Origin of the sequence: Rhizobium sp. BK529 (genome assembly GCF_014194105.1) — a bacterium.
Classification (GTDB): Bacteria; Pseudomonadota; Alphaproteobacteria; order Rhizobiales; family Rhizobiaceae; genus Rhizobium.
Genome location: NZ_JACIAU010000001.1, coordinates 1,692,366 through 1,705,582 on the forward strand (window position 1 = coordinate 1,692,366; position 13,217 = coordinate 1,705,582).

Sequence of the window (13,217 nt, forward strand, 5' to 3'; positions counted from 1 at the left end):
CAGATGGCGGCTAATCAGACGGCGTTGGCGGCGGCAAAACCGCGCTCGATATCGGCCTTGAGGTCAACGATATCTTCGAGCCCGATCTGCAGGCGAATAACCGGACCTTCGGCAGGCGCCTTGGCGATTTTCCGGTCCGAGAGATTGACCAGCACGGCAAGGCTTTCATAGCCACCCCAGGAATAGCCCAGTCCAAAATAGGAAAGCGCATCGAGGAAGGCGTGCGCCTTCGGCTTGGCCTTCTGCGCATCACCGGCCTTGAGCACGAAAGAGAAGATGCCGCTGGCACCCTTGAAGTCGCGCTTCCAGATGTGGTGCGACGGGAAGCTCGGCAGGGCCGGATGTAGGACGCGGGCAACTTCTTCGCGATTTTCCAGCCAGGTAGCGATCGCCAGTGCGCTTTCGTAGTGGCGCTCCAGCCGGATGCCCATGGTGCGAAGGCCGCGCAGGATCTGGTAGGAATCATCTGGCGCTCCACAGAGGCCGAGCGTGCCATGCGCGTCGATCAGTCGCGGCCAGTGTTCGGCGTTGGCGGAGATGGTCCCCATCAGAATGTCGGAATGACCCGATGGATATTTAGTCGAGGCATGGATGGAGACATCGACGCCGTGATCCAGCGGGCGGAAATAAAGAGGCGTGGCCCAGGTATTGTCCATCAGCACGACGGCATTGTGCTTGTGTGCCACAGCCGCGATGGCCGGGATGTCTTGCATTTCGAAGGTATTGGAGCCAGGAGCCTCGGTCAGCACGACCGTGGTATTCGGCTTGATCAGCGTTTCGATTGAAGCGCCGATCGCCGGATCGAAGTAGTCAACCTCGACACCCATACGCTTCAACATCGTATCGCAGAAATGACGTGTCGGGCCGTAGACGGAATCGACCACGAGCATATGATCGCCCGTCGCCGCATAGGCAAGCACTGCGACCGTGACGGCGGCAAGGCCGGAGGGCACCAGCACCGTGCCGGCAGAGCCTTCGAGCGCGTTGATCGCTTCGGCAAGGGCATCGGTCGTCGGCGTACCGCGCGTGCCGTAGGTATACTTCTTGTCGCGCGTCTCCATGGACTTGGCATTGGGAAAGAGCACTGTAGAAGCGCGCACCACCGGCGGGTTGACGAATCCGTGGTAATCGGTGGGATCGTAGCCGATGTGGGAAAGACGGGTGTTTACGCCGGCGCCCGGCAGGAGACTGTCTAGATCTTTCATGTGGGAAATGGCCTTTTGGCGAGGGTATGCAAAGGCCGAACTTTTGAACCCCGTCGCCATCGGGGTCAACCCCTACAACTTGACGTCATATTTCACCCTATGAAACCGGCGGCCTTTATTTCGGGATTTCCGCGCTATTTTTCGTCACCTTGGCGCTCAATTTCTAGCCAAATGCTCGTGCGTACGGCGTAATCTACCAAAATGCTGAAATTTCCCGCAATTATCGGCCGCGACACTTGACCATAGTGACATTTGCGACTGTGATAGACCCACTCGCGCCGGGAGGGTTGCGGGGAAACGGGGAGGTAAGCGGGTAATTTTAAGCCGGCCACTCCCCGAAAAGATAAAGATAAGACAACGGAAAAAGGTTGGGAAAAATGAAGTACAAGCTCCTGTCCGCAGCAGTCGGCGCAGCAGTTTTCGTTCTTGGCGCTTCGGCCGCTTCGGCCACGACTCTCGCAGACGTAAAGGCAAAAGGTTTCATCCAATGCGGCGTCAACACCGGTCTCGCCGGCTTTGCTGCCCCTGACGCGTCCGGCAACTGGTCGGGCTTCGACGTCGATTTCTGCCGCGCAATTTCCGCTGCAGTCTTCGGTGACCCCAACAAGGTGAAGTTCACCCCCCTCAGCGCTGCAAACCGCTTCCCGGCCCTTCAGTCGGGCGAAATCGACGTGCTCGCTCGTAACACGACGTGGTCAATCAACCGCGACACCGCTCTCGGCCTGAACTTCCGCTACGTCAACTACTATGACGGCCAGGGCTTCATGGTTCGCAAGAGCCTGAACGTGAAGTCGGCGCTCGAACTCTCCGGCGCATCCGTCTGCGTTCAGTCGGGCACCACGACCGAACTCAACCTCGCCGACTACTTCAAGGCCAACAACCTGCAGTACAACCCGGTGGTCTTCGAGAAGCTTGACGAAGTCAACGCCGCCTACGACTCCGGCCGTTGCGACGTCTACACGACCGACCAGTCGGGCCTCTACTCGCTGCGTCTGACGCTGAAAAACCCCGACGAACACATGATCCTGCCGGAAATCATCTCCAAGGAGCCGCTCGCTCCGGCCGTTCGCCAGGGTGACGACCAGTGGTTCGATATTGTCAGCTGGGTCGGCTATGCGATGATCAACGCCGAAGAGTTCGGCATCACAAAGGCCAATGTCGACGAGATGAAGAACTCACCCAACCCGGATATCAAGCGCTTCCTCGGCGTTGAAGCCGATACGAAGATCGGTACCGACCTCGGCCTGACGAACGACTGGGCCTACAATATCGTCAAGAACGTCGGCAACTATGGCGAAGTCTTCGAGAAGAACATCGGCCAGGGCAGCCCGCTGAAGATCGCACGCGGCCTCAATGCTCTTTGGAATAAGGGCGGCATTCAGTACGCTCCGCCGGTTCGCTAGTCGGCGCGACGCATGAAAAGCCGGAAAGGCGGGCGACCGCCTTTCCTCCTCTATAAAAAAGCTCCGAAAAGGAGCGCATAACGTGGGGAATTGGCCAGGCATGACGCATCAGGTTGCGGATCGAACACCTATACCCAAGAGCGGCTGGAGTTTTCAGTCCGCCCTTTACGACCCGAACGTTCGGGGCATCTTCTTCCAAGCTCTTACCATCATATTGCTGGTTGCCTTCATTTGGTCTGTTGCACACAACACGGCCGTCAATCTTGCACGCGCCAACATCGCATCGGGTTTCGGCTTTCTGAATGGCCGCGCCGGTTTTGAAGTCGGCCAGTCGCTGATCGCCTATTCGAGCGATTCGACCTATGGCCGCGCGCTTCTCGTCGGCTTCCTGAACACGCTGCTGATCGCGGTCACCGGCATCATCACTGCGACGATCATCGGCTTCATCGTCGGTATCGGCCGCCTGTCACGGAACTGGCTGATCGCCAAGCTCTGCACCGTTTACGTGGAGGTCTTCCGCAATATTCCGCCGCTGCTTGTGATTTTCTTCTGGTATTCTGGCGTTCTGGCGGTCCTGCCCAATGCCCGTGAATCGCTGCATCTGCCCTTCGGCTCGTACCTCAACAATCGCGGTCTTTCCTTCCCGAAACCGATCTTCGGAGAGAACTTCTGGTTCGTGGGTATTGCCTTCATCATTGCGATCATCGCCACAATCGTGATTGCCCGCTGGGCACATCGCCGGCAGGCTGCGACCGGCCAGCCGTTCCACACGATCTGGGCCTCGGTCGGCCTCATCATCGGCCTGCCGCTCATTGCCTTCCTGCTCGCAGGTGCGCCGCTTTCCTTCGATTTTCCAGTCGCCGGCAAGTTCAATCTGAGCGGCGGTTCCGTGGTCGGCCCAGAATTCATGTCGCTGTTCCTGGCGCTTTCCTTCTACACGGCTGCCTTCATCGCCGAAATTGTGCGCTCTGGTATCCGAGGCGTGCCGAAAGGCCAGACGGAGGCAGCAGCCGCACTTGGCCTGCATCCTTCATCGATCACACGGCTGGTGGTCATTCCGCAGGCCTTCCGTATCATTATTCCGCCGCTGAGCAGTCAGTATCTGAACCTCACCAAGAACTCGTCGCTGGCGATCGCCATCGGTTTTGCCGATCTCGTTGCCGTCGGCAGCACGACGCTGAACCAGACCGGTCAGGCCGTCGAAGTGATTCTCATCTGGATGGTCATCTATCTCGCCATCAGCATCGTGACCTCGCTGCTGATGAACTGGTTCAACGCCAAGATGGCATTGGTGGAGAGATAAGATGAGCGACAGTTTCGTCAGAACCACCATGCTGGCACAGGAACCGCCTCCCCCGGGCGAAAAGGGAGCGGGCGCCTGGATACGCCGCAACCTGCTTGCGACGCCGAAGGATATCATCTTCACCATTTTGGCACTGGCCTTCCTCGGCTGGGCGCTGCCGCATGCGATCAACTGGTTGTTCGTGCAGGCGGTCTGGAGCGGTCCGGACCGCACCTTCTGCGCCACGACTGTACAGGGTGGTATCCAACCGGATGGCTGGAGCGGGGCCTGTTGGGCCTTCGTCAACGCCAAGTTCGACCAATTCATGTATGGGCGGTATCCGCTCAACGAGCGCTGGCGGCCGACATTGGTCGGCATTCTCTTTGTGCTGTTGCTCGTGCCGATGCTCATCCCATCGGTGCCGCGCAAGGGCCTGAACGCCGTCCTGCTTTTCATCGTGTTGCCGATCGTCTCCTTCGTCCTGCTCTACGGCGGCTTTGGCCTCGAAACCGTGGAGACCCCGCTCTGGGGCGGACTAATGGTAACGCTGGTGCTTTCCTTCGTCGGGATCGTCGTGTCCTTCCCGGTCGGCATTTTGCTGGCGCTTGGACGACGCTCGAAAATGCCGGTCATCCGCATGGTCTGCGTCATCTTCATCGAAGTCGTGCGCGGGGTGCCGCTCATCACCGTACTGTTCATGGCAAGCGTCGTGCTGCCGCTGTTCCTGCCGGCGGGCTGGACGGTGGACAAGCTGCTGCGTGCGATCGTGGGTGTATCGATCTTCGCCTCCGCCTATATGGCCGAGGTCATTCGTGGCGGACTTCAAGCCATTCCGAAGGGTCAGTTCGAGGGCGCAGATTCGCTCGGCCTCGGCTACTGGCAGAAGATACGGCTGATCATCATGCCGCAGGCGATCAAGCTGGTCATCCCCGGCATCGTCAACACCTTTATCGGCATGTTCAAGGACACCTCGCTGGTGTCGATCATCAGCATGTTCGACCTGCTCGGCATCGTTCGCCTCAATTTTACTGATGCGAACTGGGCAACCGCTGTGACGCCGCTGTCCGGGCTGATTTTCGCCGGCTTTACCTTCTGGCTTTTCTGCTTCGGCATGTCGCGCTATTCAGCATTCATGGAACGTCATCTCGACACCGGCCACAAACGATAAGAACAGGAACACGCAATGGCAGAAGCCCAGACAAAGAAGTTGACCGTGTCGACGACCGAAGTTGCCGTCGAGATCATCAACATGAACAAGTGGTACGGGGATTTCCACGTTCTTCGTGACATCAACCTGAAGGTCATGCGCGGCGAGCGCATCGTCATTGCCGGTCCGTCGGGTTCGGGCAAGTCGACGATGATCCGCTGCATCAACCGTCTGGAAGAGCATCAGAAAGGCCAGATCATCGTCGACGGCACGGAGCTTACCAACGACCTCAAGAAGATCGACGAAGTGCGCCGCGAAGTCGGCATGGTGTTCCAGCACTTCAACCTCTTCCCGCATCTGACGATCCTGGAAAACTGCACGCTCGCGCCGATCTGGGTGCGCAAGATGCCGAAGAAGCAGGCGGAAGAAATCGCCATGCATTTCCTGAAACGCGTCAAGATCCCCGAGCAGGCTAATAAATATCCGGGCCAGCTGTCGGGTGGTCAGCAGCAGCGCGTCGCGATTGCACGCTCGCTCTGTATGAACCCGAAGATCATGCTGTTCGACGAGCCGACCTCGGCACTCGATCCGGAAATGATCAAGGAAGTATTGGACACGATGGTGGGCCTTGCCGAGGAAGGCATGACCATGCTTTGCGTCACGCACGAAATGGGCTTTGCCCGTCAGGTCGCGAACCGGGTTATCTTCATGGATCAGGGCCAGATCGTCGAGCAGAATTCGCCGGCCGAGTTCTTCGACAATCCGCAGCACGAACGCACAAAGCTATTCCTCAGCCAGATCCTGCACTGATCGAACATATATGGAATAAAGCCCGCCGGCTGATGGCCGGCGGAAGCTAAGAGCGTGGCAGCTACGGCTTCCTGAAGCGGCTGCGACGGTCACAAGCATCTCTGTCAGTTGCTTCCGTCATTCGCACGGGACTTCCGCGCCTCGGTACTACTGGAAGAGGCTGTTTTTCCGTCCGGCTGCTGGCCGAAATAAGTCCCGCCAAGGTGTCCTCCGGCACTGGTATTCTCCACCTGCCGCTCCGAGCGCTTGCGGATGTCGTCTACATTGGTCTTGCTCATTCCGATCTCCATTGTTTGAAATGGACATCTGGACAACCGATGCAGGCGGATACGGTTCCATCAAAGATGCCAGCGGCAGCGTCGCACAGGCAACAGCTGGAACCAAAATGAAGGCAGATAATTTACCGCCTTGGTTATGACAAAGCCGGCGCTATATCTTTCGTGCCATATCCAAAGGAGACGGAAATGAAAAAGATGATCGCGACCACAATCGCAGCAGCTTCGTTGCTTCAGGCATTCGCGATGAGCGCCAGTGCAGCGGATCTGGTACGGAGGAGCCCGCCTATCGAGCCTGATGTGAGCGGGGGCGTCAAGATCGGCTACCTCGCTTGCGATATCGGCGGCGGCATCGGTTATGTGCTCGGCTCCGCCAAGCAGATCGATTGCGTCTTTCAGCCGACGAGCAATAGCGAAGCGCCTGAACATTACACCGGCGCGCTGCGGAAGTTTGGCGTCGATCTCGGCTTCACCACGCGTGGTCGCCTGCTCTGGGCGGTCTTTGCACCGACAGCCGGCTATCATCGCGGCTCGCTGGCCGGTCTCTACCAGGGCGCAACCGCGGAAGCCACGCTGGTTGGCGGCATCGGCACCAACGTGCTATTCGGCGGCACCTCCGGATCGATCCATCTGCAGGTCATCAGCGTCACCGGCCAGCTCGGTGTCAATGTTGCCGCAACAGGCACGTCCTTGACGCTTACACCCGCAAGCTAAGTCGGCAAGGTTGGAGAACCGCAGGCTGGCCGCACGATATAGTGATCGTGCGGCCAGCCGTCATTTATTCCCGAAATCGTCTCCCGCCGCGAAGAGAAATCCGCAGCTCATATTCAGGAAACTGCAAACTTTTGAGTGCCCGGCCTGAGAGATAGGTGACGATTTGTACCGGAGACATGGGTAACACTTTTCGTTTTTTGCGGGAGGTGTTGATGCCGTGGAGAGAGACTTCGGTCATGGATGAGCGTCTTCGATTTGTCGCCCGGTTGCTGGAGGGCGAAGAGATGAGCGAGGTTTGCCGGTCGTTCGGGATCTCGCGCAAGACCGGCTACAAGATCTTCAATCGCTACAAGGAGGACGGGCTGGAGGCCCTGACGGACCGGTCGCGGCGACCGGTGCGCTATGCCAATCAATTGCCCGAGCCGGTTGAGGCGATGATCGTGCGCTGCAGACAAGACAAGCCGCACTGAGGCGCGCGCAAGATCCGCGAGCTCCTGGTCCGCCGTCTGGCCGGCGACGTGCGCATCCCGGCCAGAAGCACGGTGCACGCGGTGCTCGACCGATACGGCCTTGTGAGCCAGGCCCGCAAGAGGAACCGGGCGCACGACGCTCTCGATAGCCGTCGGCCCCAACGATCTTTGGTGCGCCGACTTCAAGGGCGAGTTCAAGCTGGGCGACGGCAGATATTGTTACCCCCTGACGATCACCGACCAGGCTTCGCGCTATCTCCTGTGCTGCGAGGCCTTCGAGACAACCCACGAACGCGGCGTCTTCGATGCCTTCCGGCGAGTCTTTGCCGAGCGTGGGCTTCCGCTTGCCATTCGTTCCGACAACGGCCTGCCATTCGCCAGCCCCAAAGGGCTCTACAATCTCTCGAAATTGTCGGTCTGGTGGCTCAGGCTCGGTGTCGCCTTCGAACGCATTCGCCCCGGCCACCCGCAGGAGAATGGCCGCCATGAACGCATGCATCTGACGCTGAAGAAAGAAGCCACCCGTCCGCCAGGACGCAATATTCTCCAGCAGCAAATGCGCTTCGACGCGTTCGTCAGCGAATTCAACACCGAAAGACCGCATGAGGCCCTGTCGATGAAGGTCCCGGCCGACGTCTACAAGGCTTCGCCGCGACCCTATGAGGGGCTGCCCGAGACCAGCTATCCCTTCCACGACCGCGATGCCATCGTCACCAACTGCGGCCGTCTGTGCATCCATCGCAAGAAGATCAACATCTCAACCGTCATGGCCGGTCAGAGGCTCGGCCTCAAGGAGGTCGACGACGGCATTTGGCTCGTCAGCTTCTTGCGCTATGATCTCGGATATATCGATCTGGAACAGAGGACATTGCAAACCATCGACAACCCGTTCGGCACGAGGTTGTCACCCATGTCTTAGGGACAATCTGTTACCTATGTCTCCGGGTCGGACAGAGGAACGGTGGCGACCCCTGCAGGACTCGAACCTGCGACCTGCTGCTTAGAAGGCAGCTGCTCTATCCAGTTGAGCTAAGGGGCCATCTGCATGTCGCCTAATTGCGACATCGGTATTTCTATCTCGAATCCGCAGGCGGATTAGTGCGTCCAGGGCTGGGTACGGGTATAGCGGAAATTGTCTGGATACGCGACGACCTGGCGTGCGGGATCCTTCGGTGCGATTACGCGATATTCGATGCCGTTGCGCTTGGCATAGGCTTCGGCAAGTTCCTGCGATTCGAAGGTCAGCTTCAGCTGCTGGCGCATATCGCCCGAAGACGTGTAGCCCATGATGGGATCGATCTTTCGCGGCTGCTCCTGATCGAATTCCAGCACCCAGAGATGGGTCTTTGCCTTACCGGACTGCATTGCGGTCTTGGCCGGACGATAGATCTTAGCAGACATGACTGCAGTGCCTCCGATATGCGGGCAACGCCCGCTTGTGCTATACTCAGCCTGGGTATGGCTTGCTTCCATACCAAAGATGGCAGCGGGAAGTGAATTTTTGCTTATCCGCGAATCCCCGTTTTTTCAAGGAAAAAGCGCCACTCAGGCAGCGTCGGCCGATAGGGAAACCGAATGCTGCACCGCGCGTTATTATACGCAAAGCGCGTAAGGCGCAGCCCTATCGCAGCCGGGTGCGGATAAGCGGGCAATCCTGTCGCACACTCCGAAATGTTTCGGATTGTTGCATGTTTTGATTGCCTTCCAATTGTTATGACCGGTATAGGCGACTAGGGTGTCGGCCAACCGTTATGACACGGGTGCAAGCTATGAGATCCTCTGCAGAATTCCATGCCATCATGATAGGAGCAAGCATCACTGCGTTTTTCTACGCAGCGATCAGCTATGCTCAATATCTCGGCCTGCTTGCCCAAGGCTGAATCACGCCTTTGCAGGCGTGTTTTGCGGCGTGAACGGCTACGAATCTTCCTGACCGAAAAGCTTCCTGAGCAAAAAAACGTCCCGTAAGCAGAAGGCACGACGAGCGGCAAAGCCAATCTCAAATTGCGGAAGATATCGGGAAAATGGTCGGAGTGGAGAGATTCGAACTCCCGACCCTCTGGTCCCAAACCAGATGCGCTACCAGACTGCGCTACACTCCGAGCCTTTGATGGCAGCGGGAATACACGCTTCCCTCTGCCCTAGCAACCCCATAAATCCACCTTGGCCGGCAGTTTTCACAGGCTTATTTCGCCTTTTTTGTCGTGGTGGCGCTAACAATGCGATCACCGGGGCGGATATTCAGCTTGCGGGCAATACCGGCGTTCAGTTCGACCACATAGCGAACCTCACCCATCGAATCGATGATGTCGCGGGAAAAGGGCGTGGCGTCTTCCTTGATATGGGTGATAACGCCTCGATCGTCGGCAAAGAGCATATCGAGCGGCAGTACGGTATTTTCCATCCACATGGTGACGCGCCGCGATATGCCAAAATCGAAAATCATGCCGGCGTCTTCGGCCATCGCCTTGCGAAACATCAGGCCATGGGCTCGCTGGTCATCCGTGGCGGCGATCTCTACGCTAAAATGCAGCATCCTGCCGGCAGCCGTCTGGATAATCAGCGGCTCTCTATTGAAGTGCATATCCTGCTGGGCGAATGCCGGCAGGGCGACCATGAAAAAAAGCGCCATCAAGGCGCTTCTGATTATCGCAACAGAGAATAGGCCGCTCATCAGTGAGACCGACCCACCGGACTCGGAACGTCAGGATGAATCTCGGCGGCCATCAGGCCCTTTTCGCCATCGCCGAAGCGCACCAGCACCACCTGCCCGGGGCGCAGTTCGGTAAGGCCGAAACGGCGGAGCGTTTCCATGTGTACGAAGATATCTTCCGTGCCCTCGCCGCGCGTCAGAAAGCCGAAGCCCTTGGTGCGGTTGAACCATTTCACCAGTGCGCGCTCGAGGCCACTGGTGGCCGTGACCTGTACATGGGTGCGGACCGGCGGCATCTGCGAGGGATGGACGGCCGTCGACTGATCCATCGAAAGAATTTTGAAGGCCTGGTAGCCGCGCTCACGACGTTGGATAAGAGCGACGATGCGGGTGCCTTCGAGAATGGTCTGGTAGCCGTCGCGGCGCAGGCAGGTAACGTGCAGCAAGACATCCTGCATGCCGTTGTCGGGAACGATGAAGCCAAAACCCTTGGCAACATCGAACCATTTCACCACGCCGGTGATTTCAACGAGGTCGACCGGTTCCCCCGACAATTCCTCAAGGTCGGTAAAGCCGTTCGATGAAATCCTGTCAGCCATGTCGCCAGCCCCTCAATACGCGTCACACTGTTACGGTTAACTGATTCTTGAAATCAAGATTAACATCTTGGTAACGGATAAGCGCAAGTCCTAGTTTTCGGTTATTCCCAACTGTACATTTTATCGCGATGACTTGCCCGAAACTGGCGTCTATTACCCAGACGGGCTAGCCTGAAAAGAGAGAGGAAACAAAATGCGTTATCTCCACACCATGGTTCGCGTCAAAGATCTCGACGCCTCCCTCCATTTTTACTGCACCCTGTTCGGTCTCGAGGAAATCCGCCGCCATGATAACGAAAAGGGCCGCTTCACGCTCGTTTTCCTGGCTGCTCGGGACGATATCGACCGTGCCCGTAGCGAAAAGACTCCCTGCCTCGAACTCACCTACAACTGGGACGCGGAAGATTATACTGGAGGACGCAATTTCGGTCACCTCGCCTATGAGGTGGATGATATCTACGCGATCTGTCAGAAGTTGATGGACAACGGTATTACGATTAACCGCCCTCCGCGCGACGGCAACATGGCTTTTGTGCGCTCACCTGATGGCATCTCGATCGAGATCCTGCAGAAGGGCGAGAAATTGGCTCCGGCCGAACCCTGGCTCTCCATGGCCAATACCGGCTCCTGGTAAGCCAAGCTGCAGGCAAGCTTCACAGGGCATTCTCCGGCTCTGTCTTAACGGAAGCGCGCATTCTTGCGCCTTCCGCATTCACCGGAGATTTCTCGGTTGACCAGAAATAATAAGCGGATTGCCCTTCCGAGCCGGCAGGCTGTCGGTGCTTTGCTGATCGCCGGCTCTGTCCTGGCGCTTTCCAGTTGCGTTTCCGACAAGAAGGCACTTGATTCGGCCGCGGTCGCCACGCCCGCCGCATCAGCGGAACAGCCAGCGCCGCGCCTGGCAGCGGCAATGCCAGCCGCATCCTCCACCATGTCGAAACAACCCTATCGCGACCCGATGCTGACGAATGTCTCCGGTGTCGATCCGCAGGTCGCAGCGCAGGATCCGAATGCGGCTCCTGCGGCCGCGCCCGCCGATCCGGCCATGCAACCGCAACAGCCGGCCAATATCGGCGGACTCGTCATGCAGTCGACGCGAATCAACGCGCAGGCGATGAGCATCTTTTCCGATCATCAGCCGATGCCGCAGAACAATTCCACCTCGACGGTCATTCAGCCGAGTGCTTATGCACCGCAGGGTGCCGGCCCAAGATCGAGCGTGTTCAGCATGCCTCCACAGCCACAGCAAGGCGAGATGCCGCCGCAGCAATCATCAGAGAATACAAGCACGAAAGCTGCGCCCTTGCAGACCGCCTCGCTTGCCGGCGAAAACATTCCGGGATCGACGACGAATGCACTCTACAGCGCGCCCAAGCAGAACCTGCTCAGCAGCCTTTCCGGGCTCCTGCAGAAGGCATCACTGCCGGGTATGACACGTATTGCACCGAATGGCCTGCACGTGCAGAACGACAGCGTCCAGGTTGGCTGCTTCAAGCCCGACCTCATGCGGATCATCAAAACAGTCGAGACTCATTTCGGCAAGCCGGTCGTCGTGACATCGGGCTACCGCGATCCGCAGCATAACCGTGAAGTCGGCGGCGCCGAAGAATCGATGCACAAGAGCTGCGAAGCCGCCGATATCCAGATCGACGGCGTCAGCAAATGGGATATCGCCCAATATATTCGCTCCCTGCCGGACCGTGGCGGCGTTGGCACCTATTGTCATACGGATTCGGTCCATCTGGACACCGGCAATGTCCGCGACTGGAACTGGGGCTGCGGCCGCAAGAGCACGCCGATTGCTTCGGCAAGGGCCATTTGACTTTCAGCTCTTGAACAGCATGACGTAAGGGAAACGGCTGGCACCTGATTTTCAATGGTGGCCACAGCCCTTTGATTTGGCTGCAATAATCTTTATTCTCCACAAGCGAGAACGGACTGTCATTTTTTTGAAAAATTTCGAATTTGCCGCTTGCGGGATCGGAAGTGCCTGACTATAAGGGCGCCACCACAGCACGCGCCCTTCGTCTATCGGTTAGGACGACAGATTTTCATTCTGTAAAGAGGGGTTCGACTCCCCTAGGGCGTGCCACTCCTTCCCATCCAGTCAGACGTTATATCAGCGGCTTGCGGACCATGCTTCTCGTTCCTATCTGAGCTAGAGCGTGCGCCCTTCGTCTATCGGTTAGGACGACAGATTCTCATTCTGTAAAGAGGGGTTCGACTCCCCTAGGGCGTACCAACATCAGCCGCTGACGGCACCGTGAAGGACAATAAGGCGACTGTCTTCGGCTTTTCCACAAGCTCAGAAAAAAACTGCATAATCCCATAAAAAATTCTCATTTTGCCGCTTGCGGCGCACAAAGGTGCTGACTATAAGGGCGCCACCACAGAGCACGCGCCCTTCGTCTATCGGTTAGGACGACAGATTTTCATTCTGTAAAGAGGGGTTCGACTCCCCTAGGGCGTGCCACTCTCCTTCATTATATCCCTGTCTTTTCATAAAGTTGTTTAGTGGCGCCCATTATTGTGCCATGCGAATAGATGAGCGGAGGTCGTGAGCCGACCTACATCAGGCACCGTTTCCGCAGCGCGAAAATCCGCACCTTCCCCCGCACCGTTTCGGAAGGTCCAGGTTTGAGGGCTGGTTACTCGCCTT

At 57.7% G+C, this 13,217-nt stretch carries 12 protein-coding genes, 5 tRNA genes and 1 pseudogene; 11 read left to right on the forward strand and 7 right to left on the reverse strand.

What is annotated here, in order from left to right; genetic code table 11:
* Window positions 1-14 precede the first annotated feature (14 nt).
* A complete protein-coding gene (locus tag FHX08_RS08520) occupies window positions 15-1,205 on the reverse strand; it encodes a cystathionine beta-lyase (RefSeq protein WP_132651382.1) in 1,191 nt (396 codons plus the stop codon).
* Window positions 1,206-1,582: 377 nt separating this feature from the next.
* Here FHX08_RS08520 and FHX08_RS08525 point away from each other — a divergent pair, with 377 nt between their 5' ends.
* The 4 genes from FHX08_RS08525 (at window position 1,583) to FHX08_RS08540 (ending at window position 5,847) form a co-directional block, all read left to right on the forward strand.
* Entirely contained in the window at window positions 1,583-2,608 is a 1,026-nt protein-coding gene (locus tag FHX08_RS08525) for an amino acid ABC transporter substrate-binding protein (RefSeq protein WP_132651381.1), read from the forward strand.
* A gap of 100 nt (window positions 2,609-2,708) precedes the next feature.
* Window positions 2,709-3,911, forward strand: a complete 1,203-nt coding sequence (locus FHX08_RS08530; protein ID WP_132651983.1) for an amino acid ABC transporter permease — start codon at window positions 2,709-2,711, stop codon at window positions 3,909-3,911.
* A 1-nt stretch (window position 3,912) separates the two neighbouring features.
* Window positions 3,913-5,058: an amino acid ABC transporter permease gene (locus FHX08_RS08535; RefSeq protein WP_132651380.1), complete on the forward strand. Its 1,146-nt coding sequence runs from the start codon at window positions 3,913-3,915 to the stop codon at window positions 5,056-5,058.
* Between the two features lie 15 nt (window positions 5,059-5,073).
* Complete coding sequence (locus FHX08_RS08540) at window positions 5,074-5,847, forward strand: amino acid ABC transporter ATP-binding protein (RefSeq protein ID WP_132651379.1); 774 nt, start codon at window positions 5,074-5,076, stop codon at window positions 5,845-5,847.
* A gap of 104 nt (window positions 5,848-5,951) precedes the next feature.
* On the opposite strand, the gene FHX08_RS08545 is transcribed toward FHX08_RS08540, so the two are convergent.
* Window positions 5,952-6,125, reverse strand: a complete 174-nt coding sequence (locus FHX08_RS08545) for a hypothetical protein (RefSeq protein ID WP_165911825.1) — start codon at window positions 6,123-6,125, stop codon at window positions 5,952-5,954.
* A gap of 186 nt (window positions 6,126-6,311) precedes the next feature.
* On the opposite strand from FHX08_RS08545, the gene FHX08_RS08550 reads away from it, so the two are divergent.
* Together FHX08_RS08550 and FHX08_RS08555 are read left to right on the forward strand one after the other, a co-directional pair.
* Entirely contained in the window at window positions 6,312-6,836 is a 525-nt protein-coding gene (locus FHX08_RS08550; RefSeq protein ID WP_132651378.1) for a DUF992 domain-containing protein, read from the forward strand.
* Between the two features lie 212 nt (window positions 6,837-7,048).
* A pseudogene (locus tag FHX08_RS08555) lies at window positions 7,049-8,225 on the forward strand (IS481 family transposase).
* A 43-nt stretch (window positions 8,226-8,268) separates the two neighbouring features.
* Here the strand turns inward: FHX08_RS08555 and FHX08_RS08560 are convergent.
* The 5 genes from FHX08_RS08560 to FHX08_RS08580 form a co-directional block, all read right to left on the reverse strand.
* Window positions 8,269-8,345, reverse strand: a tRNA-Arg gene (locus tag FHX08_RS08560).
* Window positions 8,346-8,401: 56 nt separating this feature from the next.
* Entirely contained in the window at window positions 8,402-8,707 is a 306-nt protein-coding gene (locus FHX08_RS08565; RefSeq protein WP_132651377.1) for an ETC complex I subunit, read from the reverse strand.
* 624 nt (window positions 8,708-9,331) lie between these two features.
* A tRNA-Pro gene (locus FHX08_RS08570) sits at window positions 9,332-9,408 on the reverse strand.
* A gap of 83 nt (window positions 9,409-9,491) precedes the next feature.
* Window positions 9,492-9,980: a DUF192 domain-containing protein gene (locus tag FHX08_RS08575; protein WP_132651376.1), complete on the reverse strand. Its 489-nt coding sequence runs from the start codon at window positions 9,978-9,980 to the stop codon at window positions 9,492-9,494.
* On the reverse strand, window positions 9,980-10,558 hold the full coding sequence (locus FHX08_RS08580; protein ID WP_132651375.1) for a cold-shock protein: 579 nt from the start codon (window positions 10,556-10,558) through the stop codon (window positions 9,980-9,982). Before FHX08_RS08580 ends, FHX08_RS08575 begins: the two co-directional genes overlap by 1 nt.
* Window positions 10,559-10,751: 193 nt before the next feature.
* Here FHX08_RS08580 and gloA point away from each other — a divergent pair, with 193 nt between their 5' ends.
* The 5 genes from gloA (at window position 10,752) to FHX08_RS08605 (ending at window position 13,031) form a co-directional block, all read left to right on the forward strand.
* On the forward strand, window positions 10,752-11,192 hold the full coding sequence (gloA, locus tag FHX08_RS08585) for a lactoylglutathione lyase (RefSeq protein WP_132651374.1): 441 nt from the start codon (window positions 10,752-10,754) through the stop codon (window positions 11,190-11,192).
* A 96-nt stretch (window positions 11,193-11,288) separates the two neighbouring features.
* Window positions 11,289-12,380: a YcbK family protein gene (locus tag FHX08_RS08590; RefSeq protein ID WP_245508205.1), complete on the forward strand. Its 1,092-nt coding sequence runs from the start codon at window positions 11,289-11,291 to the stop codon at window positions 12,378-12,380.
* Between the two features lie 195 nt (window positions 12,381-12,575).
* Window positions 12,576-12,650, forward strand: a tRNA-Glu gene (locus FHX08_RS08595).
* A gap of 75 nt (window positions 12,651-12,725) precedes the next feature.
* Window positions 12,726-12,800: transfer RNA gene (locus tag FHX08_RS08600), tRNA-Glu, on the forward strand.
* 156 nt (window positions 12,801-12,956) lie between these two features.
* Window positions 12,957-13,031, forward strand: a tRNA-Glu gene (locus FHX08_RS08605).
* Window positions 13,032-13,217: the final 186 nt, after the last annotated feature.